We start from the raw sequence: 24,506 nt of genomic DNA, 5'->3' as shown, positions 1-24,506 counted from the left end.
ACCCCGAGCCGAACTCAGCGCGTCCGAAGCACCCCCACTCGCGCCACCGGCGGCGCATGTTCGCCGTCGTAGCCGGAATCGCCGTGGCGGTCGGTGTGGGCGGCGGCGTCGCGATGGCCAGCGGTGTGCCGTTTGCGAAGAGCGACACCAGCGGTGGCATGTGTGCCCGGACCCTGTCCGCGCAGGCGGATCTGTCCGAGCCCACGGGTGGCTTCGACCCGAAGCATCCGTCCAGGGCCTGCGCGCAGGGCTGGCATCAGATGTGGGGCGACGGGACGCCGGTGCCGGCCCGCTTCGTGGCCTGCTACCACCCCGGTGCGAACGCCGGTGGCTCGGTGATCTACCCGGCCGACCGGTTCGCCGACGCCGCTGCCGCCTGTGCCTCGATCGGCAGCACAGCGATCCCGGGCGTCAAGGCCTGACCGGACCGCGCACGTGCCACCCCCGGCGCAGGTCGGCCCGGGGGTGGCCCGGCCACCGTGACGAGCTTGACGCGACAGCGAGAGAAGGCGAGGCGACGGATGCCCGTACTCCAGGACCGGCCGGGGCACGATCGGCAGTCGGCCGAACGGCGGCTCGAGGAATTGTTCCGGCTTCACGCCGACGCGGTCCTCACCTTTCTGCGGCACCGCACCGACCACGAAACGGCGCAGGACGTCCTCACCGAGACGTTCACCATCGCCTGGCGCAAGCTCGGCGAGATACCCGAGGATCCGCGCGGTTGGCTGTACGGCGTCGCCCGCCGCGTCCTGGCCAACCACGTCCGGTCGCAGGGGCGCACGGCCGCGGTGGTCGAGCGGATGCGCCATGAGTCCCGGTTGTCGGGCCCGGACGAGTCCGGCATCGAGGATGCCCTGCACCGCCACGACGTGCTGGCCGCGTTGGCCGTCCTGCCGGAAGCCGACCGTGAGGTGCTGCTGCTGGCCGGCTGGTACGACCTGACCGGTGCTCAGGCCGCCCGGGCCCTCGACTGCACCAGGGCGGCGTACGCCCTGCGACTCCATCGGGCCCGCCGGCGACTGCGCGGTGTCCTCAGCGGATCGGCGACCGCCCGCGGCACCACCTCAGCCGCACGTCCGGCACGGGAGGCGAACGTATGAACGACGAACTGCGCGAGGTGCGGCGGACCCGGCCCGCACCCGTCGAGGGCTGGGCGGACTCCGCCGAAGGCCGCGAGCTCTTCGACACCGTCCTGACGCACACCCGGGCCGAGCCCGTGCCCCGGACATCCCGGCGCCACCGCCGCCGGGCGTTGACCATCGGCGCCGCCCTGCTGCTGGCGGTGGGTGCCGGTGGCGGTGTCGCGGTGGCCACCGGGGTGCCGTTCTCCCCGGGTGACACCAGCGGTGGCATGTGTGCCCGGACCCTGTCCGCGCAGGCTGATCTGTCCCCGCCGAAGGGCGCCTTCGACCCCGGTGACCCGGCCAAGGCGTGCGCGGACAGCTGGCATCAGATGTGGGGCGACGGCACGCCGAAGCCGGCCCGCTTCGTGGCCTGCCGCCACCCCGGCAAGGATGCCGGTGGCTCCGTCGTCTACCCGGCCGGCCGGTTCGCCGACGCCACCTCCGCCTGCGCCTCGATCGGCGCCGAACCGATCCCGGCCGCGAACCGCTGAGCCCTTCTCAGGAGGGGCAGGCGGCCGGGGCGAGGTCGTACGCGTCGCGGAGGTCCTCGGCCGGGACGGCCTTGTCGAACAGCCAGCCCTGGCCGAGGTCCGCGCCCAGCCCGGCCAGGGCGGCGGCGTCGGCCGCGGTCTCGATCCCCTCGGCCACGACCGTCGCGCCGACCGCGCCGGCCAGGTCGGCCAGGGCGCGGACGACCACCGAGAGCACGTGGTCGCCGGCGACGCCGCTGACGATGCTGCGGTCCAGCTTGATGACGTCGGGAGCGGTGGCGACGATGTGCCGCAGCGACGAGAAGCCGGCGCCGACGTCGTCGATGGCCAGGCGCATGCCGCGGGCGCGCAGCGGGGCCAGCACCGCCCGCAGCCGTGCGTAGTCGTCGACCGGGTCGTGCTCGGAGAGCTCCAGGACGATCCGGTCGAGCGGCAACCGGCTCAGGAAGGCCACGCCGTCGTCGGTGAAGAGCGTGGCCGGCGAGATGTTCATCGCGACATATCCGGCAACGTCGGGTAGGTGATCCGCGGCCCGCCGCAGCGCCGCGAGTTCGAGGTTCTCCCGCTCGCCGATCAGGGCGGCGTCGGCGAAGACCTCGTCCGGCGGCTGCTGCCACTCCCGGGGGAACCGGCTGAGCGCCTCGGCTCCGCTCCGGCGCCCGGTGGCCAGGTCGACGATCGGCTGCAGGAGCACCACCGGGCCGCCGCGGGCCAGCACCGGGCGCAGCCGGCGCTCTATCGCGGCGTTGCGCTGCCGTTTCCGGACGTCCGGTTCGATGATCATCGCCGCGGCGTGGGCCAGTACCCGCATGAGCACCCGGTCGCGGTCGTCCAGCAGCGGGTCGGGAGTCAGGCCGGCGCCGCAGAACGTGCCGTACACGGTGCCGTCGCTGAGTTCCACCGGGACCGAGATGTAGCTGCGGATGCCCACCTTGAGTGCGGGCGTCCCGGCGGCCGCCGGGATCGCGGCGAGGTCCGGGATCACCGGAGGCAGCGTGCCGTCCTCGATCGCCTGGCAGAGCGAGGTGGCCCGGACCTGGGTCATGCCGTCGTGCAGCGGCAGGTCCGACTCGACGACCTCGAGGTGCTGCACCGGCCCCTCCATGCGGCTCAGGAACGCCACACTCATCCCGAGCGCTTCCCGCGCGGTCCGCAGGAGGTCCGCGACCTGGTGGGCGGTTTCGGAGCGTTCCGGCATCGTTGTCCCTCCCGGGGCTGCGCTTGGGTCCGACAACCTGTTCGACACCGGACGCCGGCGGCTGAGCGAATCCATCGACCTCGGTGCTCGCCGATGAAGGGGGGCTACGCCGCCACGGCATCGAGTCGCCCGGAAAACCGGTGGAGGGAGCCGGCCGGTGGGCGCTACCGTGCTGTCCATGGTCACGCCCGGTCTGCAGCTGCCCCTCGCGGTGGCTCCCGTGTGCGTGTTTCCCGGCGCTGATACGCGAGTCTGACCCTTCCCCACCGGCAGCAGAACCCCGGGGAAGGGTGGCTGTTCCCTGCCCGGGTTCTGACGTGCCCCGCCTGGCGACGGGTCGCGTGTCACCGCAATGCCTTGCATCCAGTGAGGACTGAGACAACCATGGCGAAGAGCCATTTCGTACGCAACAAGCCGCACGTGAACATCGGCACGATGGGGCACGTCGACCACGGCAAGACGACCCTGACCGCCGCGATCACCAAGGTTCTCGCCGACCGCGACCCGGTGGCCAACCGGTACGTCGCGTTCGAGGGGATCGACCGGGCGCCGGAGGAGGCGGCCCGCGGCATCACCATCACCATCGCGCACGTCGAGTATGAGACCCCCACCCGGCACTACGCGCACGTCGACATGCCGGGCCACGCCGACTACGTGAAGAACATGATCACCGGTGCGGCGCAGGTGGACGGGGCGATCCTGGTCGTCTCGGCGCAGGACGGGTCGATGCCGCAGACCCGCGAGCACGTGCTGCTCGCCCAGCGGGTCGGGGTGCCGCACCTGGTGGTCGCGCTGAACAAGAGTGACATGGCCGACGACCCGGAGCTGCTCGACCTGGTCGAGCTGGAGGTCCGCGAGCTGCTGTCCGCCTACGGCTTCCCCGGGGACGAGGTGCCGGTGGTCCGGGTCAGCGCGCTCAAGGCCCTCGAGGGCGACCCGCGCTGGGTGGCGTCGATCTCCGAACTGCTCGACGCGGTCGACGCGTACGTGCCGGTCCCGGCGCGCGAGACCGGCGAGCCGTTCCTGATGCCGATCGAGAACGTGCTGTCCATCTCCGGTCGCGGCACGGTCGTCACCGGCAAGGTGGAGCGCGGCGAGCTGCGTGTCGGTGAGCCGGTCGAGGTCGTCGGCCTCGGCCCGACGCTTTCCAGCGTCGCCACCGGGCTGGAGACCTTCGGCAAGGTGCTGGAGTCGGCTCAGGCCGGTGACAACGCCGCCGTGCTGCTGCGCGGGGTGAAACGCGACCAGGTCCAGCGGGGCCGGGTGGTGGCCGCGCCCGGCACGGTCCAGCCGCACCGGGTCTTCCAGGCCCGGATGTACGTGGTGACCGCCGCCGAGGGCGGGCGGCACACGCCGTTCGCCGCCGACTATCGCCCGCAGTTCTACTTCCACACCACGGACGTGTCGGGTGGTCTCGACCTGGGAGGCCGCGACCTGGTCAGGCCCGGCGACACCCTGGACGCGGTCACCGTGACGCTGGGCAAGCCGGTCGCCCTGGAGCCCGGCCTGGGCTTCGCGGTCCGCGAGGGCAACCGCACGGTCGCGGCCGGCACGGTCACCGCGGTCCTCGACTGATCCATCCGGAGGTGGCCCGGTCGGGCCGGGCCACCTCACAGGTGCCGGCGGGCGGCTCTGAAGGTGCGCAGACGCAGGCTGTTGGCGACGACGAAGACGGAGGAGAGGGCCATGGCGGCGCCGGCGATCATCGGGTTCAGGAGGCCGGCCGCCGCCAGGGGGAGGGCGGCCAGGTTGTAGGCGAAGGCCCAGAACAGGTTGCCGCGAATGGTGCGCACGGTGCGGCGGGAGAGGCGGATGGCGTCGACCGCCACCGTGAGGTCGCCGCGGACCAGGGTCAGGTCGGAGGCTTCGATCGCCACGTCGGTGCCGGTGCCCATGGCCAGGCCGAGGTCCGAGCGGGCCAGGGCGGCGGCGTCGTTGACGCCGTCGCCGGCCATGGCTACCACCCTGCCGGATTTCTGCAGGCTCTCGATGACGGCGACCTTGTCGGCGGGGAGGACTTCGGCGATCACCTCGTCGATGCCGACCGCGGTGGCGACGGCCCGGGCGACCCGCTGGTTGTCGCCGGTGAGCAGGATCGGGGTGAGGCCGAGGCGGCGCAGGCCGGTGATCGCCTCCCGGCTGGTGGGTTTGACCGTGTCGGCGACGGCCAGCACGCCGCGGGCGGCCCCGTCCCAGCCGGCGACGACCGCGGTGCGGCCGGCGGCCTCCTCCTCGGCGGCGGCGGTCACGACCTCGGCGGGGATGGTGAGGCCGTCGCGCTCCAGCAGCGCGAGGCGACCGACGGTGACCTGATGGCCGGCCACTTCACCGCGTACGCCGAATCCAGCGAAGCTGGTGAAATCGCGGACCGCGAGAGAACCGGCGGCCGCAGGGGAAGCGGCCGACGGAGAAGCGGCGGCCGAGGGGGAGACGGCCGACGAAGAAGCGGCGGCCGAGGGGCAGGCGGCGGCGATCGCCCTGGCGATCGGGTGTTCGGCGGCGGATTCGACGGCGGCCGCGAGGCGCAGCAGCTCGTCCGGGTCCTGACCCGGCGCCGGACGGGTCGCGGCGAGCGACATCTGACCGGTGGTCACCGTGCCGGTCTTGTCCAGGACGATGGTGTCGACCCGGCGGGTCGACTCCAGTGCCTCGGGCCCCTTGATCAGGATGCCGAGCTGGGCGCCGCGACCGGTGCCGACCAGCAGGGCGGTGGGCGTGGCCAGGCCCAGCGCGCACGGGCAGGCGATGATCAGGACGGCGACCGCGGCGGTGAAGGCGGCGGTCCAGCCGGCGCCGGCGCCGAACCACCAGCCCAGGGTGGCGACCGCCAGAGCGATGACCACCGGGACGAACACGCCGGAGATGCGGTCGGCGAGGCGCTGGACGTTCGCCTTGCCGGCCTGGGCCTGCTCGACCAGGCGGGCCATCCGGGCGAGCTGGGTGTCGGCGCCGACCCGGGTGGCGCGGATGATCAGGCGGCCGCCGGCGTTGACGGTGCCGCCGACGACCGTGCCGCCGGGTCCGATCTCGACCGGGACACCCTCGCCGGTGATCATCGATGCGTCGACCGCGGAGGAGCCGTCCTCGACGACGCCGTCGGTGGCGATCTTCTCGCCGGGACGGGCGACGAAGCGGTCGCCGGGGGCGAGCTGGGCGATCGGGATGCGGACCTCGTGGGCGTCGCGGAGCACCGACACGTCCTTGGCGCCGAGTTCCAGCAGGGCCCGCAGGGCGGCGCCGGCCCGGCGTTTGGCGCGGGCCTCGAAATAGCGGCCGGCCAGCAGGAACGTGGTGACGCCGGCGGCCGCCTCCAGATAGATGTTGCCGGCGCCGTCACCGCGGGCGATGGCGAACGCGAACGGGTGCCGCATCCCGGTCTCGCCGGCGGTGCCGACGAACAGCGCCCACAGCGACCAGCCGAACGCGGCCAGCGTGCCGAACGACACCAGCGTGTCCATGGTGGCGGCGCCGTGGCGCAGATTGATCGCGGCGACCCGGTGGAAGGGCCAGCCACCGTAGGTGACGACCGGCGCGGCCAGGGTCAGCGACAGCCACTGCCAGTGGTCGAACTGCCAGGCGGGGACCATGGCCAGGACGACGACCGGGACGCTGAGCACGACGGAGAGCAGGAGCCGGTCCCGGAGCGGATCGGACACGTCCGGTGTCTCCGGCGCGGTGACCATCGGCAGGCGCGCGGTGTAGCCGGCCTTCTCCACCACGGCGACCAGATCGTCGGCGGACACCGCGCCCGACACCGTGGCCACCGCCTTCTCGGTGGCGTAGTTGACGGTGGCGGACACCCCGTCCACCCGGTTCAGCTTCTTCTCGATCCGGGAGGCGCAGGACGCGCAGGTCATCCCGCCGATTTCCAACTCGATGAGCATCGCGCCCTCCTCAGTCGTGCCGGTGTCCGCCGGTGGTGGCGTCGGCGGTGAACTCGGCCAGGTGCACCGTGCCGCCGTGCCGGAATTCCAGGAAGAGCCGGTAGACCCCGCCGGACGGGACCGTCGCGTCGACGGTGACGTCCGAGCCGGCGGTGCTGCCGTCCTGGGGATGCATGTGCAGATAGGCCAGATCACCCTGACGCAGCGCGACCACGTGCCCGAACGTCCCGAGATACGGCTCCAGCGTGACCGGCTGACCGTCTCTGCTCACCGACATGGTGACCCAGGCGGGAGCGCCGGCCTGCGGGTCACCGGCCCGGGTCACCGTGTAGCCGTCGGTCTCGACCGCCCAGCCGGACGCCGGCAGTGGCCGGGGCCGGTAGTCGCCGGCGGCCGGGATGTCGGTACCGAGCACGAGGTTCCGCGCGACCGCCAGGGGGGTGAAGTCGGTGAACACCCGATACTGCCCCGGCTCCGGCACGGTCAGCGTGGTCGACCAGGTGCCGTCGGCGGCGCGTACCGGATGCAGATGTTGATAGTCGGCGAGGTCGCGCCGGACCACGATGAGGTGCAGATCGCCGGCGAACCGGGTGACCGCCCGTCCGTCCGGGCCGAGGATCCGGAAGGCGAACGGCTGCGCCTCGCCGGCCGCGAAAGAGCTGGTCAGCGGGCTCAGCGTATACCCCTGCTGGGTAACCTGCAGGCCGGCCGGAAGCGTGGTCTCATGTCCGGAATGTGCCCCGGCGGTGTGCGCCGGCGCGGGCCGCGGGGCGGTCCCGAGGAGCTTGCCGGCGCCGGCGGCGGCGCCGAAGATCAGGATCAATCCCAGCACGTACGCGGTGAACCGCACCGAACTCCTCATGCCTCCACCATACACATACCCCCGGGGGGTACCAAGCGGATTGGCTCAGGGGCGCAGGGCGGTCGCCGCCGAGTCGAACAGCACCTCCAGGGGCACCGCCCCGTTCGCTCGCGTCCACGCCTCGCCGGCCACGTCGAGGCAGGTGATCACGCAGGCCACGAGGGCCTCGGCGCGGACGTCCAGGGGATCGTCGGGATCGGCCCCGAGCCGCCGCCGCAGCTCCGGGACCAGCGACTCCTGCCACCGCAGGTGTTTCTCGATGTGCCGGGCGCGCAGTGACGGCGTCTCATACATCATCCGGGAGATCTTCAGCATGGTCGCCGCGTCGTACGTCTCCTCCTTGATGGCGTGGAACGTGTTCCGCAGCGCCGTCCACGGCTCCTCGTCCTCGGGTCGCTCGGCCAGCGCCCGCGCGGCCAACTCGCCCTGCGCGGCCAGATCGCCGAGCAGGATGTCTTCCTTGGTGCCGAAATATCGGAAGAAGGAGCGCCGCGAGATGCCGGCCGCCGCCGCGATGTCGTCGATCGTGGTGGCCTCGAAGCCGCGGCTCAGGAACAGGTCCATCGCCGTGCGCGCGATCTCGTCGTAGACCGCCTGGCGGGTGCGGTTCCACAGGGTCGGCTCAGGCATGCCCCAGTCTAACATGCGATGACAGGTTGGCACTGAGTGTCAGTCAGGCATACGATGCACGGCATGAGCGTCGTCGACTACCGCAAGCAGACCGTCCTGATCACCGGAGCCAGCGCCGGCCTGGGCGCCGAGTTCGCCCGCCGGCTCGCCGCCCGCGGCGCCGGCCTGGTGCTGGTCGCCCGCCGCGCCGACCGCCTGGCCGCGCTGGTCGCCGAGCTGTCCGCGCCCGGGATCACCGTCACCCCGATCGCCATGGACCTGGCCGTCCCGGGTGCCGGCGAGCGGCTCAGCGCCGCCGTCGAGGCCGCCGGGGTCACCGTCACCAGCCTGATCAACAACGCCGGCTTCGGCACCAACCAGGCCTTCCACGAGGAGGACCCGGCCCGGGTCACCGACGAGATCACCCTCAACGTGACCAGCCTGGTCGGCATCACCCGGGCGTTCATCGACCGGCTGCGCGCCGGCGACGGCTTCCTGATCAACGTGGCGAGCATCGCGGCGTACCAGCCGAATCCGCGCATGGCCGTCTACGGCGCCACCAAGGCGTTCGTGCTCAGCTTCACCGAGGCGCTCTGGTTCGAGTCGCGGCACACCCGGCTGCGGGTGCTGGCCGTCTCGCCGGGCGCGACCGAGACCGAGTTCTTCGAGGTCGCCGGGCAGGGCGCCGACGGCGGTACCCGGCGGATGCGGGCCGACCAGGTGGTCGACAGCGCACTGCGGGCGCTGGACCGGCGCACCTCGCGGCCGAGCGTGGTCACCGGCGCGCTGAACCGGGTGCTGACCGGGGCGACGCGCCTGGTGAGTCGCCGGTTGCTAGCCACCGTCGTGGGCACCTTGTTGGAGCGATCCGCGGATGCGAGAATCAGCACTCGTAGTGCATGATCTTCGGATGGCGACGTTCCGGTCCGATGACGGTGTGGAGATCTACTACGAGGTGCGGGAGGGCGGCGACGGCGAGCGCCCGCCGGTGCTGCTGCACCACGGCTTCATCGCCGACGGGCGGACCAACTGGGAGCTGCCCGGCATCGTCGCCGCCCTGACCGGCGCCGGGCGGCGGGTGGTCACGATCGACGCGCGCGGCCACGGCCGCTCCGGCAAACCGCACGATCCGGGTCGGTACGGCGAATCCCGCATGGCCGAGGACGTCCGAGCCCTGCTGGACCTGCTCGGCGCCACCGAGGTGGACCTGGCCGGCTATTCGATGGGCGCCATCGTCGCCCTGCTGACCGCCACCCGGGACACCCGGGTGCGCCGCCTCGTGATCGGCGGCGTCGGAGCGGCCGTCGTCGAGCTGGGCGGCCTGGACACCCGGGTGGTCGGCGGCGAGTCGCTGATCCGGGCGCTGCGCACCGACGACCCGTCGACCATCGGCGACCCGGCCGCCGCGGGCTTCCGCGCCTTCGTCGAGGCGGTCGGCGGCGACCGCCTCGCCCTGGCCGCCCACGCCGCCGCGGTGCACGCCGCCCCGATCCCGCTGGCCACCATCACCGCGCCGACCCTGGTCCTGGCCGGTGGGTCGGATCCGCTCGCGGTCCGCCCCGAGGTGCTCACCGCGGCGATCCCGGGAGCGGTGCTGCGCACCGTCCCCGGCGACCACCTGTCCGCGCTGCGCGACCCGGCCTTCACCCCGGCGCTGCTGGAGTTCCTGAACGCATAGGCGACCGGGGGGAGTGCCCGGGCATCGATCGACTGAAGCGGAGCTCGGCGGGCCGGCCCACCGCTCACTGCCCGTCAGACGCGGCGGTGCCACCACACCGCGCCGGCCGGGGTGGTCGCATCGTGGTGGGTGCGGCGGCGGAGGACCTCGTCCAGCAGGTCCACCGCCGCGCGCAGGTCCCGGCCGGGTCGCCCGCCGAGGGCGGTCATCGCCCGCTCCAGGACCATCCGGTCCTGGGATCGATCGCAGCAGGGGCAATCGTCGTCGAGGTCGAAGAGGCGGGCGCGCGGGCCGTGCACGGTGCGCCGCCAGCCCCGCAGGGCGGTGGCGACGGCACCCGGCCAGAGGCGGGTGCGCTCCAGCTCGCGGATCGCCCGGATGGTCGGCGACGGCAGCCCGTCGATCGCCACCGTCTCGTCACGGCGCGGTTGTGCGGCGCGTACGGCCGCGGGGGAGTTACGCCCCATCGCCCATCATGATCGTCATGGCGCCGATGCTCGCACGCCGGTCGGTCCCGGGCCAGCGGTTCACGCCCCGATGAACCGGTAGTCGTGGGTGATCCGGCCGTCCGGAGCGGGCAGCAGGACCTCCAGGCCGGTGGCGGCGACCGAACCGTCCGCGCGGGCCACCGCACCCGGACGCCTCGCCCCGCGCATCGCGGCGCGTCCTCGATCGGCTGCCGGCGGAGTCCCCGCTGATCCGGGAGATGACCACCCTGGTGCCGGGACCGCGGCGGCACCGAGCCGTTCAGTCGCCGGGGCGGCCGGCCAGGGCCTCGGCGGCCAGCTCCAGGAGGCCGTCCACGCTGTCGCCGCGGGGGATCGGCTCCGGGTCCAGGCAGCGGTCCAGCAGCAACTCCAACACCGCCGCCTGGTCCAGGATCGGGCGGGCGCTGATCGCGCCGGGCAGAATCCGGATCTCCACGGTGTTGCGCAGCGGTGTGTCGGTGAGCAGCTGGGTCAGGTTGACGTCGAAGAACTTGGTCAGCTCGCCCTCGGCGGCCGCGGCCCGCAGCTGTGCCGTCGTCGGGACGCCCTCGACCGCTCGGACCAGCGGCTCGGGCAGCGGGGCGAGACGCCGGCAGGCCGGGTTGGTGCGCAGCACCGCGCGCAGCGGCTCCCGCCAGTAGGTGAACAGCCGCACGAGGTTGGACAGGGCGTGCGGCATCCGGAACGGCGCCCCGTCCACGTGCAGGTGCACGGCCGCTTCGTAGGGCACGGTGAAGCCCAGCTCCCGCGCCGGCCCGAGCAGCTCCTCCAGCGCCGTCTCGAAGCCGCCGGTCAGCGGCGGGGTGACGATCTCGCAGGGGCGTTCGCGTTCCCCGCCGAGCGGCGCGGCCAGCGCGATCGTGGCGTCGGCGGCGTCGTCGAGCCGGTAGTAGTCGCCGAGCTGCTGCACCTTGCGACCCCACAGCTCGGCCGCCGGCGCCAGCGCCTGGTCGATGGTGCCGGCCGGGTCGCTGTGCCGGGCCAGCAGGCGCAGCAGCCGGGAGTCGTCGGTCAGCACCCGGAACCAGCCGGCCTGCGGCGGGGCCGCCGGGTTGAGCCCGGCGACCAGGGTGATGTCGTCGACCAGGGTGCAGAGCAGGTCGCCGTCCGGGCGGCGCACCTCGAAACCCGGGGTCAGGTGCAGGAACCGCCCCAGCCCGGGGACCAGGGACGGCTCGCTGTCGGAGTGCCACACCGGCCGGACACTGCCCCCACAGCGTCCGGCCAGATCCGTGGCGAGGGTGCGCCGGCTGACCCCGGCGGGGGCCATCAGCTCGATTTCGAAGCCGGTGCGCCGGCGCAACCCCGGTGTCACGGCTTGATCGGCAGGGTCTGTCCGGCGAGCAGCTTCTTGCCGCCGAGGACCTTGGCGTCGTACGCCGTCTTCAGGTGCCACAGCTTGGCCAGCCTGGTGGCGTCGGCGATGGTGTAGTGGGCGTCGAAGAAGGCGCTGACCCGCTTCTCCTCGATCTGTTCGGCCGACGGGTGTGGCTTGATCGGCAGGGTCTCGCCGCGCAGCAGCTTCTCGCCGCCGGCGACCTTCGCGTCGTACGGCGTCTTGAGGTGCCACAGCTTGGCCAGCGTCGCCGCGTCGTCGACGCTGTAGCCGGCGTCGAAGAACTTGGCGACCGACGCCGGGGTCTCCTGAACCGGCTGCGGCCTGATCGGCAGGGTCTCCCCGGCCAGCAGGCGGCGACCGGCCTCGGTCTTGACCCCGAGGTAGTCGTCGGGCGACATCTTCCACAGCTTCGCCAGCGCTTCGACGTCGTCCCCGGTGTAGCCGGCGTCCCAGTACGCCTGCAGGTCCTTGTCCTGCTGGTCGGCGCTGGAGGCGGACGGCGCCGGCGAAGCCGGGGCCCCGGCCACGAAGGGGGCCGTGGCCGAGGTCCCGGTGCCCGACTGCGGGTCGCCGGGCAGGATGGCCGGCAGGTTCACCACGGCGGCGATCAGGCCGGCGCCCAGTGCCACCCCGCCGACGGCGGTCGCACCCCGGCGACGGTATTTGTGTTTACGGGACAGTTCGACGACGCGGGCGTACACGTCGCCGGCGTCAGGGGTCTGGGACTCGGTGCGCGCGAAGGCCTCGCGCAGCCGGTCACCGTGGTCGGTCACGACTTCTCCTCGGCAAATGAAAGTTCTCGCTCCGACTCCAGCCGGAGCGTTCGCAGTGCCTTCGAGGCCTGGCTGCGCACCGTCGCCGGTGAGCAGTTGAGCAGATCTGCGATGGTGTCGTCGTCCATTTGCTCGTAGTAGCGGAGTACGAGCACGGCACGTTGCTTGCGTCCGAGCGTGGCCAAGCGGTTCCAGAGGGCGTCCGACTCGGCGATCCGGTCGGCGTGGTCGTGGACCCCGCCGCGGGCGTCGTCGATCTCGACCAGGCGCTCTCCGGCGAGATGCAGGTTGCGCACCGCCCAGGAGCGTCGCCAGGACAGGTACTCGTTGAGCACCATGCGCCGGACGTACGCCTCCGGGGAGTCCGCGTTCTGGATCCGCCGCCACTTGACGTGGGCTCGGGCCAGCACCTCCTGCACCACGTCCTGGGCGAGATGACGGTCGCCGGTGAGGACGACCGCATAGCGCAGCAGACTGGGCAGGCGGGCCATCGCGAATTGCTCGAAGGTCACACCGCTATCGACGTGTCCCGAACCCCCGTTGTGCACCGTCGGCCCCAACTTTCTTCCCGAAGAAGGCCCACTGGACAGTCGACCCGACCGGATGATGCCAAGCGGTCGCTACCCGGCTTCGTGAACCGGGTCCGGCGGCACCCGCTATTCTGCGCGGTCGTGGTCGGGCAGCCAGTTGCCGTGGAAGCCGAACGGCACCCGGTGCGGCAGGTGGATCCGGGCCAGCGGCGGGGCGGCGAGGTCGGTGGCGTCGATGATGATCAGATCGCTGGCGTCGCGCCCCGGGTCGTAGGCGAACGTCAGCAGCCAGCCGTCGGCCGATCCGGCGGGGGCGCCGCCGGCCGGCACGAAGACCGCCTCCCCGGGTACCTGCCCGGTCGGCAGGCGGTGCCGGGTGGTCGAGCCGGTGTGCAGGTCGTAGCGGATGACGGCGCTGACGTCGGCGAGCCGGCGGGGAACGTTGTCGGTCACGGCGAAGCCGTAACGGGCCGGCTGCCCGGTGCGCCGATCGTCGATGCGGGGGAACTCGACCGCTTCGTCGTCCAGCCGTTCCTCGGCGACCCGGCCGGTGCGCTGGTCGATGGTCCAGCGCCAGAGGTCCGGTGCGGCGGCGGGCTGCCCCGGGCGGTACGCGTGCTCGTGGCGGACGACGTGCATGACGATCCGGTCGCCGTCGTCGTGGGCGTTCAGGGTGTGGAAGACGTATCCGGGATCGATGGTGTACCAGCGGACCTCCCCCTGCGGGGCGTCGCGCCGCAGCACGCCCAGGCGCGCCTGGTAGGTGTCGTCCCACCGGTACGGCATGCCGCCGGTCCGCGCCCCGTCCAGGCTGAACAGCACCGGCAGGTCCATGAAGATCACGTGGGCCGCGGTGAGGCTGAAGTCGTGCATCATCGTGTGCGCGGGGACGTCGATCGGGCGGCTGAGCGACAGCCGGCCGTCCGCGCCGGCGCGGTGGTAGGTGAGGTAGGGCGGCTCGAGTCCGCCGTAGCCGAAGAAGTGCATCTCCCCGGTGGTGGGACAGACCTTGGGGTGGGCGGTCATCGGGGTGTGCAGGCGGCCGCCGAAGTCGTAGGGGCCGACGGTCTCCAGGTCGGTGGTGATCTCGTACGGAAGCGCGGACTCGACCAGCGCCAGCAGTCGTCCGCCGTGGCGCACGACGTTGGTGTTCGCCGGGCCGGCGGTGAGGTCGCGGGTGCCGTCCGGGCCGTAGGCGCGGGCGTCGTCGGTCAGCACCCGGGTCCGCACCCAGCGGTTGCGGTACCAGGTGGCCCGGCCGTGATCGAGGCGGACGCCGTGCACCATGCCGTCGCCGAGAAACCAGTGCGCCGAGGTCCCGTGGTGGGGGTTGGGCCCGTTGCGCAGATACCACCCGGTCAGTTCGGCCGGGACGGCGCCGGTGACCGGCAGGTCGAGCGTGGTGGTCTCCCCGGTGACGGGCGCGAAGTTGCCGGCGAGGTGGGCGGGAGTCGGTGCGGTGGTCGTCATGATGGCGGCCCTTTCCGGGTCGGGGGTCTTTCGGCGTCGGGGGTCTGTCGGTGACGGGGATCAGGAGCGTGCATAACGGGCACGGACGATGGCGGGGTAGCGGCGCGTGAAAGCGATCGGGATGACGTAGAGCAGGAAGACGGCGATGGTCGCGGCGGTGCCCGCGTGGACCGCCTGCAGCGTGGCCAGCAGCACGGCGGCCACCGTGAAGGTCGCCGCCCAGACCGCCGTGATCACCAGGTTGGTGCGGTGGAAGACGGGGTTGTCCCACACCTCCCGGGGCGCCGATGCCTTCGCGATGCCGAGGGTGAACGGCCGCCGCGCGACCAGCGAGCCCCAGGCGGTCAGCGCGATCCAGGCCAGCGACAGCGGGCCGGTCCACGACGCGATCGGGGAGTGCGGCTGGAGCAGGGCCACGACCGCGGCGCAGGCGAAGAACGCGGCGTTGCTGTACTCCAGGACGAGCCGGTCGGCGCGGGCGCCGGCGCGGCGTGCCCGGATGATCAGCAGGACGGTGGCCAGCAGGCCGGCGAGAGCGCCGATCGTCCAGTCGGTGGCCGCGGTGACCGCGCCGAAAACGATCCAGGGGGCGAAACCGCTCAGGAACTCCATGACATCCTCCATATTCCACTTGTGACATGTGAAGTATGGAATGACACCATGCACATGTCAACTGTGGAAGGTAGGATGACGTCATGAGCCTGCGCTTCGCGCTGCTGGGGTTGTTGGCCGACCGGCCCTCCAGCGGATACGACCTCTTGACGGAATTCCGCACGTCACTGGCGCACGTCTGGCCGGCCACCCAGAGCCAGGTGTACCGCGAGCTGAACACGCTCACCGAGGCCGGGATGCTCACCGTCGGTGAGGAGGGCCCGCGCGGTCGCCGAGAGTATCGGATCACTGCCGCCGGGCGGGACGCTCTCGACGCCTGGCTGACGACGCCCGACAGCGCCCCGTCGTATCGGAGCGCCCTGCTGTTGCGCGTCTTCTTCCTGTCCCTGGCCGGTCCGGAGCGCGCCGCCGGGTTCTTCCGGGACCAGGCGGACCTGGCCGGGCAGCGGCTCTCCGGTTACCACGACCTCGTCGAGTCGCGCACCTGGGACGCCGGCACCCTGGAACGCTACGGTCGCATCGCCCTGGAGTACGGCATCCGCCTCGCCGCCATGCAGCGCGACTGGGCGATCTGGGCCGCCGGACAGCTGCCCGATGACGGTTCGCCGGGCAACTGACCGACGGCGGTCGGCGACGGCGGCGCAGGACGGAGCGGGCGATCAGCAGCGCGACCGACGGCGGTCGGCGACGGCGGCGCAGGACGGAGCGGCGATCGGCAGCGCGACCGACGGTCACCCGAGCGACCGCCGCGGACGGGTCAGGGGCGGTGGGGTGCCGCGGTGCTGCCGCGGACGACCAGATGCGTGGGGACGAGGTCGGTGCCCGGCGCGGCCGGCCCGGCCGCGATCTGGTCGAGCAGCGCCTGCACGCAGCGCCGGCCCACCTCAGCGAAGTCCTGGTGGACGGTGGTCAGCGGCGGCAGGTACGACGAGGCGTCGGCGATGTCGTCGAAGCCGACGACGCTGACGTCCCGCGGCACCCGGCGGCCGCGTTCGTGCAGGGCCCGCAGCACGCCGAGGGCCATCTGGTCGTTGGCCACGAAGACCGCCGTGCAATCGGCGGGCAGGTCGAGCCCGGCCCGGTGGCCGCTCTCCGCCGACCAGTCGCCGCGGCCGATCGGCGGGACGGGGCGGCCGGCCTCCTCGAGGACGGTGCGCCAGGCGGTGGCGCGGCGTTCGGCGGAGTACGACCCGGCCGGGCCGGCGATGTGCCAGACGGTGTGGTGGCCGAGGTCGAGCAGGTGCCGGACGGCCTGGCGGGCGCCGTCGGCCTGGTCGGTGTCGACCACCGGATAACGCTCGCCCGCGTCCGAGTCGACGACCACCACGTGGACGCCCGGGGGGAGGGCGACGGTGGCCGCGTCGAGCAGGTGTACCTCGATGATGACGATGACGCCGTCGACGGCGAGTTCGCCCATCCTGGTGAAGGCGCCGAGCACGTTGTCCTGGGTGGGCACGCCGACCGGGATCAGGGTGATCGCGTACCCCGCGGCGGCGGCCTGGGTGGCGATCGCCTCGACGGTGCGGCTGTTGCCGGTGGAGGACAGTCCGAACAGGATCACCCCGAGCGTGTTGAACCGGCCGTAGCGCAGCGAGCGGGCCGCGCTGTTCGGCCGGTAGCCGAGTTCGCGCATCGCGGCGAGGACCTGTTCCCGGGTGGCTTCGACGACGCCGACCTGGCCGTTGGCGACCCGGGAGACGGTCTGGGAAGACACGCCGGCGAGCTTGGCCACGTCGGCCATCGACACCCGTTGTTTGCGGCGGCCGCCGGGCACGTCGGATCCACCGCGGAGACGCTGCGCTTCGATGGTTCTCACTCCTTGACCGACCCGGTGACCCGTGTCACTATACGGCACACATGTTTGCGTAAACATTTCCACTCGCGGTCGAACATGTTTACGTAAACATCCCTCACGGAACCCATCGGAAGGAGGCTCGGTGACACGGCGATCCTGGATCGGCTGGCAGTTCGTCGCCCCGTTCCTCGCGGTGTTCGCGCTGGTCTTCCTCGCGCCGATCGCCTACTCGGCCTACCTGAGCCTGTACCGGACCAGGCTGATCGGTGGCACCACGTTCGTCGGCGCGGAGAACTACACCAAGGCGTTGCACGACCCGCAATTCTGGTCGGCGGTCGGCCGGGTGTCGTTGTTCCTGGTCGTCCAGGTGCCGATCATGCTGATCCTGGCCCTGCTGATCGCCCTCGCGATCGACAGCGGCCGGCTCTACGGAGCGGCCTTCTTCCGGATCACGATCTTCCTGCCGTACGCGGTGCCCGCCGTCGTGGCCACCCTGATGTGGGGCTTCATGTACGGCAGCCAGTTCGGCCTGATCCGCAACCTGAACGACCTGCTCGGGGTCACGCTGCCCGACCCACTCGCCCCGGACTACGTGCTGGCCTCCATCGGCAACATCGTCACCTGGGAGTTCGTCGGCTACAACATGATCATCCTGTACTCGGCGCTGCGGGTCGTGGACCCGTCGCTGTACGAGGCGGCGGCGATCGACGGGGCCGGCCAGTTCCGGATCGTCCGGGCCATCAAGCTGCCGGCGCTGCGCGGTCCGCTGCTGATCAGCACGATGTTCTCGATCATCGGGACGTTCCAGCTGTTCACCGAGCCGGTGGTGCTGCGGACCATCGCCCCGAACGCGATCCTCACCTACTTCACCCCCAACTACTACGCCTGGCAGCTGTCCTTCGGCGGCCAGCAGTACAACTACTCGGCCACGGTCGCGGTGGTGATGGGCCTGCTCACCATGGTCGTCGCCTATCTCGTGCAGGCCCGCGCCGTACGAAAGGCAGGCTGATGGTCGCCGCACCCACCATCCGTCCGGCGGCGCGCCGGCGACCGCAACCCGCAGCGGCCCCGCCCCGGCGGTCCGGCAGCCGGACGCTGACCGTGCTCACCACGCTGATGCTGCTCTACACCATGCTGCCGCTGGCCTGGCTGGTGGTCAGCGCGACCAAGACCCAGCAGGGGCTGCTCGGCTCGTTCGGCCTGTGGTTCGACCACGACTTCGCGCTGTTCGACAACATCGGCCGGGTCTTCACCTACCAGGACGGCATCTACCTGCGGTGGCTCGGCAACACGGTGTTCTACGTGGTGGCCGGGGCGGGCGGCGCCACGCTGCTGTCCGCGCTCGCCGGGTACGGCCTGGCGAAGTTCGCGTTCCCCGGCCGCCGGGCGGTCTTCGCGCTGATCCTGGGCGCCGTGGCGGTGCCGCCGACCGCGCTGGCCGTGCCCACCTTCCTGCTGTTCGCCAAGATGGGCATCACCGACACGGTCTGGGCGGTGATCATCCCGTCCCTGATGATCCCGTTCAGCCTCTATCTGATGTGGGTGTTCGCCACCGAGGCGGTGCCCGACGAGGTCCTGGAGTCGGCCCGGGTGGACGGCGCCGGCGAGTTCCGGATCTTCTTCTCGCTGGCCGTGCCGCTGCTCTCCCCGGGCCTGGTCACCGCCCTGCTGTTCAACGTCGTGGTGACCTGGAACAACCTGTTCCTCCCGCTGATCATGCTGAAGGACCGCAATCTCTACCCGATCACGCTGGGCATCTACAGCTGGAACCAGCAGTCGCTCACGGTCGGTGGCGACGTCGTCTTCAACCTGGTGATCACCGGCTCGCTGCTCGCGATCGTCCCGCTCATCGCCGCGTTCCTGCTGCTGCAGCGCTACTGGCAGTCCGGTCTGGCCGCCGGCAGCGTCAAGCAGTGACCCCTCCCCCGACAAGTGAAAGGGATCAGATGAGAATCACCCGCCGGCACGCGCTTTTCGGCGCCGCCATGTCGATAACGCTCCTGGCCGCCGGTTGCGGCTCCGCCGGCAAGTCCGACGACGGCACCACCAAGGCGGCCGCCACCACGGTCTCCGACGCCGACGTCGAGGCGGCCCTGCAGGCCGGTGGCAACCTGACGGTCTGGGCCTGGGACCCTACCGTGCAGAAGGTCGCTGAGCAGTTCCAGGTGAAGTACCCCAAGGTCAAGGTGACTCTGCGTAACGCGGGCACCGGCAACGACCAGTACACCGCGCTGCAGAACGCGATCAAGGCCGGCACCGGCGTGCCCGATCTTGCCCAGATCGAGTACTACGCGCTGCCGCAGTTCTCGCTCTCCCAGGGCGTCACCGACCTGAACCAGTTCGGCGCCGGGTCGCTGGACGGCACCTTTGCGCCGGGCACCTGGAACTCGGTGCACGCCGGGGAGAAGATCTACGGCCTGCCGCTGGACTCCGGGCCGATGGCGCTGTTCTACAACAAGGAGGTCTTCGACAGGTACGGCATCGAGGTGCCGAAGACCTGGGACGAGTACGCCGCGGCGGCCGCGAAACTGCACGCCGCCAACCCGAAGTCGTACATCACCAGCGACACCGGCGACGCCGGCTTCACCACCAGCATGATCTGGCAGGCCGGCGGACGACCGTACCGGGTCGACGGCACCACCGTGGGGATCACCTTCGCGGACGCCGGCACCCAGAAGTGGACCTCGCTGTGGCAGGGCCTGATCGACAGGAAGCTGCTGGCGCCGATCCCCGGCTGGAGCGACGCCTGGTACAAGGGCCTCGGTGACGGCACCATCGCCACCCTGGTCACCGGCGCCTGGATGCCGGGCAACCTGGAGACCGGCGTGAAGGCGGCGAACGGCAAGTGGCGGGTGGCGCCGATGCCGCAGTGGGCGGCCGGCGACAAGGTGACGGCGGAGAACGGCGGCAGTTCCCTGGCGATCACCGAGGCCAGCCAGGCCAAGACCCTGGCGTACGGCTTCCTGAAGTTCGCTGCGGTTCAGGACGGCGCGCAGATCCGCACCGACGCGGGTGCCTTCCCGGCCACCACCGCCCAGCTCAACGCGGACGCGTTCAAGAACAAGCAGTTCCCGTACTTCGGCGGGCAGAAGGCCAACGAGATCCTCTCCGAGTCGGCGGCCGAGGTTGCCACCGGCTGGTCGTACCTGCCGTTCCAGGTGTACGCGAACACGGTCTACAACGATTCGGTCGGCAAGGCGTACACCGGCGGCGCCAAGCTGCAGGACGGTCTGAAGGCCTGGCAGGACGCCTCCACCAGGTACGGCCGGGAACAGGGCTTCACGATTCCATGAGCGATTCCCCGAGCGACTCCCCGAAGATGCGGAACACGACGCCCCGGCGCTGGCTGCGCCGCGCCGGGGCGCCCCGGCTGGAGTACGGCGCCGACTACAACCCCGAGCAGTGGCCGCGCGAGGTCTGGGCCGAGGACGTCCGGGCGATGCGCGCGGCCGGTGTCACCGTCGTCTCGCTGGCGATCTTCTCGTGGGCGCGGATCCAGCCGCGGCCCGAGGTTTACGACTTCGCCTGGCTGGATGAGGTCGTCGACCTGCTGTACGCCGGTGGCATCGCGGTCGACCTGGCGACCGCTACCGCGTCCCCGCCGCCGTGGCTGACCGCCCGGCATCCGGAGATCCTGCCCGTCGACAAGCACGGCAACACCGTGTGGCCCGGCGGGCGCCAGCACTGGCGGCCCACCTCGCCGGTCTTCCGGGCGCACGCGTTGCGCCTGGTCCGGGCACTGGCCACCCGGTACGGCAAGCATCCGGCGGTGGTCGCCTGGCACGTCAACAACGAGCTGGGCTGCCACAACGTCTACGACTACTCACAGGACGCGGCGCTGGCGTTCCGGTCCTGGCTGCGCGAGAGGTATCGGACGCTGGACGGGCTCAACGCGGCGTGGGGCACCGACTTCTGGTCGCAGCGCTACTCCGACTGGGACCAGATCATCCCGCCGCGGCAGGCCGCCACCCATCCGAATCCGACGCAGAACCTGGACTTCAAACGCTTCTCCTCGGACGCGCTCAAGGACCACCTGATCGCCGAGCGCGACCTGTTGCGCGAGCTCAGCCCGGACGTGCCGGTCACCACGAACTTCATGGTGATGGGCGAGACCAGCGCGATGAACTATGCCGACTGGGCGTCCGAGGTGGACTTCGTGTCCAACGACCACTACGTCGTGCCGCATCCGCAGGCCCGCGACGAGCTGTCCTTCTCGGCCAACCTGACCGGGAACATCGCGGGTGGCCGGCCGTGGTTCCTGATGGAGCACTCGACCAGCGCGGTGAACTGGCAGCCGGTGAACCTGGCGAAGAAGCCGGGCGAGCTGGCCCGGGACTCGCTGACCCACGTGGCGCACGGCGCCGACGCGGTGTGCTTCTTCCAGTGGCGGCAGTCGCGCGCCGGTGCCGAGAAATACCACTCGGCGATGCTGCCGCACGCCGGTCAGGACAGTGAGCTGTTCCGGTCGGTGGCGGCGCTGGGGGAGCGGCTGGCGGCACTCGAGTCGGTCGCGGGGACCAATCGGGTGCCGGCCGACGTGGCGATCCTGATCGACTGGGACTCGTGGTGGGTGGCCGAGCACGACTCGCACCCGACCGACCGGCTGCGGTACCGCCAGGAGGCGCTGGACTGGTACACGGCCCTTCTGGACCTGGGGGTCAGGGCCGACGTCGTACCGGCAAGCAGCGATTTCTCCGGCTTCACCGTGGTGATCGCTCCGGTGCTGCACGTGGTGCCGGCGGCGCTCGCCGCGCGATTGAACTCCTTCGTCACCCAGGGCGGACATCTGGTCTGTACGTATTTTTCCGGCATAGTGGATGAGAACGATCAGGTGTGGCTCGGTGGATACCCCGGCGCGCTGCGTGACCTGCTCGGCATCCGGATCGAGGAGTTCGGCCCGCTGCTCGACGGGGAGACCGCCGAGCTGGACAACGGCACGGTCGGCACGCTGTGGACCGACCGGGTCGACGTCACCGATCCACACGTGGCGGTCCTGGCCCGGTACAAGACCGGTGACCAGGCGGAACGTGCCGCGATCACCCGGCGTGCGGTGGGCGCCGGCTCCGCGGCCTACGTCTCCACCCGGCTCGGCCCGGATGGTCTGGCCGCGGTGCTGCCCGGTCTGCTCCAGGCCGCCGGAGTGACCAGCGAACTCGCTCCTGAGCTGCGCGGACGTGTCGAGCTGGCGCGCCGGGCCAGGCACCGATTCCTGATCAACCGGACCGCCGAACCGATCGACCTGGGCGCGGACGGCATGCTGGCCGGCCGCGACGTGAAAATCATTCAGGATTGATCTTCCGAGTCGCTCGCGCCGGTCGCCGCCCACACCCCCTTGAGGCGGCGCCCGGCGCGAGTTCCGTGTGCCGCCTCGGGGGCCTTGACGCGGCACACCGTTCCGGTTCGATCCGTCACGCGCGGCGGACGGTCGATCCGTCACGCGCGGCGGACGGTCGACCCGCCGCCCGCGGCGGACGGTCGATCCGTCACGCGCGGCGGACGGTCGACCCGCCGCCCGCGGCGGACGGTCAATCCGCCGCCCGCGGCACGAGCGCCAGCGCCGCCTCCGGGGCGGACTCGTCGAGCGTGAGCCGGTCGCCGGAGGCGACCACGAACCGTTTCGGATAATTGCTGGATCGCAACGCCAGGGCGGCGCCCGAGCGAATCGTCACGGGACAGAAAGTGGCGTCCGCGGCGAAGAGTCCGGAACCGTCGCGCCGTTGCAGTTTCAGCACGAAGTTCTGGTGCCGAAGGAAATAGCCAGGATAGTTAACAGATTCAAGCGAAACGCATCTGGAATCATTCAAGCCTTTACGCACGGTAAAGCTGGAGTCGGCGCGGTCGAGGACGGAACTGCCCGGCCCGATCGGATCGAGCCGGCCGAGGAAGTTCCGGTGCCGGACCCGGAAGCCGGTGCGGTCGGCGACCGTCAGCGCCTCGGTCCCGCCGACGCTCAGGGTCACCGCTGCGGGGGCCCGCCTCGTCGGCCCACCTTTGGGAGCGCTCCCGGTGGCGGTGGGCCGTGAACTGGTGTTAGACGCCACCGGGACGGTCTCGACCGGCGACGGCGGCCGGGGCGGCAGCGAGAACGGGACCACGGTGCCGGCCGGGTCCGGCGCGGCCACGAACGCCGGGTGGGACGCCGGGTCACCGAGGCTGACCGCGGCCACCACGCCGACGGTCGCGGCCCCGGCGGCGGCCAGCGCGGCACGCCGCCGCCACGGCATGGAGCGACGGTTCCAGCCGGCGAAATAGGGGATCGGGGGTGGGGGGAAATCGGTCGGGGCGGTCGGCCGGATCAGCGGCTTGCGGGACCGCGCGTCGGGAGAATACGGCGGCACCCAGCCGCCGACCCGCAACCCCGACCGGGAGTCGTCTTCCGGCATGCAATTCGCTTCCTGAGGGGATCGAGCAAAGGGAATCTTTGTCGGGTTGCAGGGGGATTTCAAGAGTCTTGCGAGCATTTTCCTTGCAACGCGTACAAATCTCTGAACCCGGGGCCGAACCGAACCTGTCGCGCGTGCGTATACCTCGGCGGACCACCCGGCGTGGACATGGGGTGCCGGTTGGCCGCACTGAGGAGACCTGCGTGGAAAGTCCCGTTACGCCGGAACCATCCGGGCTGCCGCCGACGCTGCCCCGCATCTCGGATTACTGGCCCGACGCGCCGCACCGGCTCGGGCCGCCGGCCGACGTCTACGAGCTGCCCGGGGTCGAGGCGACACGGACGGGAACGCCGGCCGGCGGGCTTGCGGGAGACCCCGCCCCACCGGACGGCACGCGCTGGATCGGCGCACCACCGGAACCGCGTACCGGCCGGGACTGGAAACCCGTCGTCTTCCTCGTGGCGGTGGTGATCCTGGTCAGCGGCGGGGTGCTCGCCGCGCTGGCCGCCGTGCGGTCCAGCGGCGAGGACGCCGGCAGCCTGCCCGCCCCGCCGCTGCCGGTGCCGACCGTCGGCGGGACCCCGCCGGCCACCCCACCGGTGTCGCTCGGCACCTCGCCGCCGGCCACCTCCTCGGCACCACCACCGGCCGCCACCACCGCCGTGCCCCCGGCGCCCGCCGGCCCGGCGCTGCCGGACACCGCCACCTTCGAGCTGGCCGACGGCGTCGCGCAGCTGCGCGTCTCGATCGGCGACGTGCCCAGGGGCCTGGTCAAGGTCAGCGTCGGGAAGAACAGCAGGATCGCCGCGCGGACCACGGTCAGCGGCGGCACGGTGCGGGTCGACGTCAGGCCGAACGGCCGCAGGACGGGCACCGCCCGGCTCGAAGTGCTGCTCAACTCGTCGGTGACCTGGTCGTTGCGGATGCGCGGCGGGGTCAGCGAGGCCGGGATCGACCTGTCCCGCGGCAGGATCCGCTCGGTGGACCTGATCGGCGGCGCGGCCACCGTCGACCTGTCCGTTCCTGATCAGCGCGCGGCGATCCCGATCACCGAGCGTGGCGGGATCCGAACCTGGCGGATCGTCACCGAAAGCAGGGTCGCGGCGCGGGTGTTCCTGCGCCGGGGAGCCGGGGTGGTCACCCTCTACGGCGACACCGACGCCGGCGTCGACCGGGGCGTGACCCTGCGGTCCGGGCAGGGTGACGGCGGCATCCGGGTCGATTCGGAGGGCGGCATCGGCGCCCTGACCGTCCAGGCCCGCTGACCGCT

The 24,506-nt window shown here is 71.8% G+C and carries 26 protein-coding genes; 13 read left to right on the top strand and 13 right to left on the bottom strand.

Going from position 1 to position 24,506, the window contains the following annotated elements:
* Nucleotides 1–56: 56 nt before the first annotated feature.
* The 3 genes from ACSP50_RS27425 to ACSP50_RS27415 all read left to right on the top strand — a co-directional run bounded on the left by ACSP50_RS27425 (nucleotide 57) and on the right by ACSP50_RS27415 (nucleotide 1,615).
* Nucleotides 57–422, top strand: coding sequence for a hypothetical protein (locus ACSP50_RS27425; RefSeq protein WP_052311729.1), 366 nt, complete (start codon nucleotides 57–59; stop codon nucleotides 420–422).
* 99 nt (nucleotides 423–521) lie between these two features.
* On the top strand, nucleotides 522–1,100 hold the full coding sequence (locus ACSP50_RS27420; RefSeq protein ID WP_014692561.1) for an RNA polymerase sigma factor: 579 nt from the start codon (nucleotides 522–524) through the stop codon (nucleotides 1,098–1,100).
* On the top strand, nucleotides 1,097–1,615 hold the full coding sequence (locus ACSP50_RS27415) for a hypothetical protein (protein ID WP_014692560.1): 519 nt from the start codon (nucleotides 1,097–1,099) through the stop codon (nucleotides 1,613–1,615). Before ACSP50_RS27420 ends, ACSP50_RS27415 begins: the two co-directional genes overlap by 4 nt.
* A gap of 7 nt (nucleotides 1,616–1,622) precedes the next feature.
* On the opposite strand, the gene ACSP50_RS27410 is transcribed toward ACSP50_RS27415, so the two are convergent.
* Entirely contained in the window at nucleotides 1,623–2,813 is a 1,191-nt protein-coding gene (locus ACSP50_RS27410) for an EAL domain-containing protein (RefSeq protein WP_014692559.1), read from the bottom strand.
* 384 nt (nucleotides 2,814–3,197) lie between these two features.
* Here ACSP50_RS27410 and tuf point away from each other — a divergent pair, with 384 nt between their 5' ends.
* The gene (tuf, locus tag ACSP50_RS27405) at nucleotides 3,198–4,388 is read left to right on the top strand and encodes an elongation factor Tu (protein ID WP_014692558.1); all 1,191 of its coding nucleotides are present in this window, start codon (nucleotides 3,198–3,200) and stop codon (nucleotides 4,386–4,388) included.
* 35 nt (nucleotides 4,389–4,423) lie between these two features.
* On the opposite strand, the gene ACSP50_RS27400 is transcribed toward tuf, so the two are convergent.
* Genes ACSP50_RS27400 through ACSP50_RS27390 form a run of 3 tightly spaced genes read right to left on the bottom strand, consistent with a single transcriptional unit; the run spans nucleotide 4,424 to nucleotide 8,189 of the window.
* Nucleotides 4,424–6,697 carry a cation-translocating P-type ATPase gene (locus ACSP50_RS27400; protein ID WP_014692557.1) on the bottom strand — a complete coding sequence of 758 codons (2,274 nt, stop codon included), beginning with the start codon at nucleotides 6,695–6,697 and terminating at the stop codon, nucleotides 4,424–4,426.
* 10 nt (nucleotides 6,698–6,707) lie between these two features.
* Nucleotides 6,708–7,559 carry a hypothetical protein gene (locus ACSP50_RS27395; protein ID WP_043512288.1) on the bottom strand — a complete coding sequence of 284 codons (852 nt, stop codon included), beginning with the start codon at nucleotides 7,557–7,559 and terminating at the stop codon, nucleotides 6,708–6,710.
* Between the two features lie 45 nt (nucleotides 7,560–7,604).
* Complete coding sequence (locus ACSP50_RS27390) at nucleotides 7,605–8,189, bottom strand: TetR family transcriptional regulator (RefSeq protein ID WP_043512286.1); 585 nt, start codon at nucleotides 8,187–8,189, stop codon at nucleotides 7,605–7,607.
* A 63-nt stretch (nucleotides 8,190–8,252) separates the two neighbouring features.
* Between ACSP50_RS27390 and ACSP50_RS27385 the strand changes: the two genes are divergently transcribed.
* A complete protein-coding gene (locus tag ACSP50_RS27385) occupies nucleotides 8,253–9,071 on the top strand; it encodes an SDR family oxidoreductase (RefSeq protein WP_043515531.1) in 819 nt (272 codons plus the stop codon).
* Between the two features lie 7 nt (nucleotides 9,072–9,078).
* Nucleotides 9,079–9,846 carry an alpha/beta fold hydrolase gene (locus ACSP50_RS27380; RefSeq protein ID WP_014692553.1) on the top strand — a complete coding sequence of 256 codons (768 nt, stop codon included), beginning with the start codon at nucleotides 9,079–9,081 and terminating at the stop codon, nucleotides 9,844–9,846.
* A 74-nt stretch (nucleotides 9,847–9,920) separates the two neighbouring features.
* Here ACSP50_RS27380 and ACSP50_RS27375 read toward each other — a convergent pair whose 3' ends face one another.
* The 7 genes from ACSP50_RS27375 to ACSP50_RS27350 all read right to left on the bottom strand — a co-directional run bounded on the left by ACSP50_RS27375 (nucleotide 9,921) and on the right by ACSP50_RS27350 (nucleotide 15,058).
* Complete coding sequence (locus tag ACSP50_RS27375) at nucleotides 9,921–10,313, bottom strand: hypothetical protein (protein WP_014692552.1); 393 nt, start codon at nucleotides 10,311–10,313, stop codon at nucleotides 9,921–9,923.
* A gap of 60 nt (nucleotides 10,314–10,373) precedes the next feature.
* Nucleotides 10,374–10,502 (bottom strand): hypothetical protein, encoded by a 129-nt coding sequence (locus ACSP50_RS44675; protein WP_014692551.1) that lies wholly within the window; start codon nucleotides 10,500–10,502, stop codon nucleotides 10,374–10,376.
* Between the two features lie 91 nt (nucleotides 10,503–10,593).
* Nucleotides 10,594–11,649, bottom strand: coding sequence for an amidoligase family protein (locus ACSP50_RS27370; protein ID WP_014692550.1), 1,056 nt, complete (start codon nucleotides 11,647–11,649; stop codon nucleotides 10,594–10,596).
* Nucleotides 11,646–12,446: a hypothetical protein gene (locus ACSP50_RS27365; RefSeq protein ID WP_014692549.1), complete on the bottom strand. Its 801-nt coding sequence runs from the start codon at nucleotides 12,444–12,446 to the stop codon at nucleotides 11,646–11,648. The genes ACSP50_RS27370 and ACSP50_RS27365 overlap by 4 nt, the downstream gene beginning before the upstream one ends.
* Complete coding sequence (locus ACSP50_RS27360; protein ID WP_043512284.1) at nucleotides 12,443–12,958, bottom strand: SigE family RNA polymerase sigma factor; 516 nt, start codon at nucleotides 12,956–12,958, stop codon at nucleotides 12,443–12,445. Before ACSP50_RS27360 ends, ACSP50_RS27365 begins: the two co-directional genes overlap by 4 nt.
* Nucleotides 12,959–13,102: 144 nt before the next feature.
* Nucleotides 13,103–14,446, bottom strand: coding sequence for a carotenoid oxygenase family protein (locus tag ACSP50_RS27355; protein WP_014692547.1), 1,344 nt, complete (start codon nucleotides 14,444–14,446; stop codon nucleotides 13,103–13,105).
* 60 nt (nucleotides 14,447–14,506) lie between these two features.
* Complete coding sequence (locus ACSP50_RS27350; protein ID WP_014692546.1) at nucleotides 14,507–15,058, bottom strand: hypothetical protein; 552 nt, start codon at nucleotides 15,056–15,058, stop codon at nucleotides 14,507–14,509.
* Between the two features lie 83 nt (nucleotides 15,059–15,141).
* On the opposite strand from ACSP50_RS27350, the gene ACSP50_RS27345 reads away from it, so the two are divergent.
* On the top strand, nucleotides 15,142–15,675 hold the full coding sequence (locus ACSP50_RS27345; RefSeq protein WP_014692545.1) for a PadR family transcriptional regulator: 534 nt from the start codon (nucleotides 15,142–15,144) through the stop codon (nucleotides 15,673–15,675).
* A 140-nt stretch (nucleotides 15,676–15,815) separates the two neighbouring features.
* On the opposite strand, the gene ACSP50_RS27340 is transcribed toward ACSP50_RS27345, so the two are convergent.
* The gene (locus ACSP50_RS27340) at nucleotides 15,816–16,874 is read right to left on the bottom strand and encodes a LacI family DNA-binding transcriptional regulator (RefSeq protein WP_231956726.1); all 1,059 of its coding nucleotides are present in this window, start codon (nucleotides 16,872–16,874) and stop codon (nucleotides 15,816–15,818) included.
* Between the two features lie 121 nt (nucleotides 16,875–16,995).
* Here ACSP50_RS27340 and ACSP50_RS27335 point away from each other — a divergent pair, with 121 nt between their 5' ends.
* Genes ACSP50_RS27335 through ACSP50_RS27320 form a run of 4 tightly spaced genes read left to right on the top strand, consistent with a single transcriptional unit; the run spans nucleotide 16,996 to nucleotide 22,146 of the window.
* A complete protein-coding gene (locus tag ACSP50_RS27335) occupies nucleotides 16,996–17,862 on the top strand; it encodes a carbohydrate ABC transporter permease (RefSeq protein WP_014692543.1) in 867 nt (288 codons plus the stop codon).
* A complete protein-coding gene (locus tag ACSP50_RS27330) occupies nucleotides 17,862–18,770 on the top strand; it encodes a carbohydrate ABC transporter permease (protein WP_014692542.1) in 909 nt (302 codons plus the stop codon). The genes ACSP50_RS27335 and ACSP50_RS27330 overlap by 1 nt, the downstream gene beginning before the upstream one ends.
* A 29-nt stretch (nucleotides 18,771–18,799) precedes the next feature.
* Nucleotides 18,800–20,146 (top strand): ABC transporter substrate-binding protein, encoded by a 1,347-nt coding sequence (locus ACSP50_RS27325; RefSeq protein WP_014692541.1) that lies wholly within the window; start codon nucleotides 18,800–18,802, stop codon nucleotides 20,144–20,146.
* Entirely contained in the window at nucleotides 20,143–22,146 is a 2,004-nt protein-coding gene (locus ACSP50_RS27320) for a beta-galactosidase (protein WP_014692540.1), read from the top strand. The genes ACSP50_RS27325 and ACSP50_RS27320 overlap by 4 nt, the downstream gene beginning before the upstream one ends.
* 232 nt (nucleotides 22,147–22,378) lie before the next feature.
* On the opposite strand, the gene ACSP50_RS43150 is transcribed toward ACSP50_RS27320, so the two are convergent.
* Nucleotides 22,379–22,813 carry an AbfB domain-containing protein gene (locus ACSP50_RS43150; protein WP_157432802.1) on the bottom strand — a complete coding sequence of 145 codons (435 nt, stop codon included), beginning with the start codon at nucleotides 22,811–22,813 and terminating at the stop codon, nucleotides 22,379–22,381.
* Between the two features lie 46 nt (nucleotides 22,814–22,859).
* Between ACSP50_RS43150 and ACSP50_RS43145 the strand changes: the two genes are divergently transcribed.
* Both ACSP50_RS43145 and ACSP50_RS27310 read left to right on the top strand, forming a co-directional pair.
* Nucleotides 22,860–23,105: a hypothetical protein gene (locus tag ACSP50_RS43145; RefSeq protein WP_157432801.1), complete on the top strand. Its 246-nt coding sequence runs from the start codon at nucleotides 22,860–22,862 to the stop codon at nucleotides 23,103–23,105.
* 334 nt (nucleotides 23,106–23,439) lie between these two features.
* A complete protein-coding gene (locus tag ACSP50_RS27310; RefSeq protein WP_014692538.1) occupies nucleotides 23,440–24,501 on the top strand; it encodes a hypothetical protein in 1,062 nt (353 codons plus the stop codon).
* Nucleotides 24,502–24,506 lie beyond the last annotated feature (5 nt).

Source organism: Actinoplanes sp. SE50/110, from assembly GCF_900119315.1.
Classification (GTDB): Bacteria; Actinomycetota; Actinomycetes; order Mycobacteriales; family Micromonosporaceae; genus Actinoplanes.
The sequence above is the reverse complement of the archived record's forward strand: the minus strand, read 5'-3'. Positions and strand labels throughout refer to the sequence as shown.

What these genes read in the sequence shown, in the direction of transcription:
- ACSP50_RS27425 (WP_052311729.1), top strand. Translation starts at nt 57, where the DNA reads ATGTTCGCCGTCGTAGCCGGAATCGCCGTGGCGGTCGGTGTGGGCGGC.
- ACSP50_RS27420 (WP_014692561.1), top strand. Translation starts at nt 522, where the DNA reads ATGCCCGTACTCCAGGACCGGCCGGGGCACGATCGGCAGTCGGCCGAA.
- ACSP50_RS27415 (WP_014692560.1), top strand. Translation starts at nt 1,097, where the DNA reads ATGAACGACGAACTGCGCGAGGTGCGGCGGACCCGGCCCGCACCCGTC.
- ACSP50_RS27410 (WP_014692559.1), bottom strand. Translation starts at nt 2,813, where the DNA reads ATGCCGGAACGCTCCGAAACCGCCCACCAGGTCGCGGACCTCCTGCGG.
- tuf (WP_014692558.1), top strand. Translation starts at nt 3,198, where the DNA reads ATGGCGAAGAGCCATTTCGTACGCAACAAGCCGCACGTGAACATCGGC.
- ACSP50_RS27400 (WP_014692557.1), bottom strand. Translation starts at nt 6,697, where the DNA reads ATGCTCATCGAGTTGGAAATCGGCGGGATGACCTGCGCGTCCTGCGCC.
- ACSP50_RS27395 (WP_043512288.1), bottom strand. Translation starts at nt 7,559, where the DNA reads ATGAGGAGTTCGGTGCGGTTCACCGCGTACGTGCTGGGATTGATCCTG.
- ACSP50_RS27390 (WP_043512286.1), bottom strand. Translation starts at nt 8,189, where the DNA reads ATGCCTGAGCCGACCCTGTGGAACCGCACCCGCCAGGCGGTCTACGAC.
- ACSP50_RS27385 (WP_043515531.1), top strand. Translation starts at nt 8,253, where the DNA reads ATGAGCGTCGTCGACTACCGCAAGCAGACCGTCCTGATCACCGGAGCC.
- ACSP50_RS27380 (WP_014692553.1), top strand. Translation starts at nt 9,079, where the DNA reads ATGGCGACGTTCCGGTCCGATGACGGTGTGGAGATCTACTACGAGGTG.
- ACSP50_RS27375 (WP_014692552.1), bottom strand. Translation starts at nt 10,313, where the DNA reads ATGGGGCGTAACTCCCCCGCGGCCGTACGCGCCGCACAACCGCGCCGT.
- ACSP50_RS44675 (WP_014692551.1), bottom strand. Translation starts at nt 10,502, where the DNA reads ATGCGCGGGGCGAGGCGTCCGGGTGCGGTGGCCCGCGCGGACGGTTCG.
- ACSP50_RS27355 (WP_014692547.1), bottom strand. Translation starts at nt 14,446, where the DNA reads ATGACGACCACCGCACCGACTCCCGCCCACCTCGCCGGCAACTTCGCG.
- ACSP50_RS27350 (WP_014692546.1), bottom strand. Translation starts at nt 15,058, where the DNA reads ATGGAGTTCCTGAGCGGTTTCGCCCCCTGGATCGTTTTCGGCGCGGTC.
- ACSP50_RS27345 (WP_014692545.1), top strand. Translation starts at nt 15,142, where the DNA reads ATGAGCCTGCGCTTCGCGCTGCTGGGGTTGTTGGCCGACCGGCCCTCC.
- ACSP50_RS27330 (WP_014692542.1), top strand. Translation starts at nt 17,862, where the DNA reads ATGGTCGCCGCACCCACCATCCGTCCGGCGGCGCGCCGGCGACCGCAA.
- ACSP50_RS27325 (WP_014692541.1), top strand. Translation starts at nt 18,800, where the DNA reads ATGAGAATCACCCGCCGGCACGCGCTTTTCGGCGCCGCCATGTCGATA.
- ACSP50_RS27320 (WP_014692540.1), top strand. Translation starts at nt 20,143, where the DNA reads ATGAGCGATTCCCCGAGCGACTCCCCGAAGATGCGGAACACGACGCCC.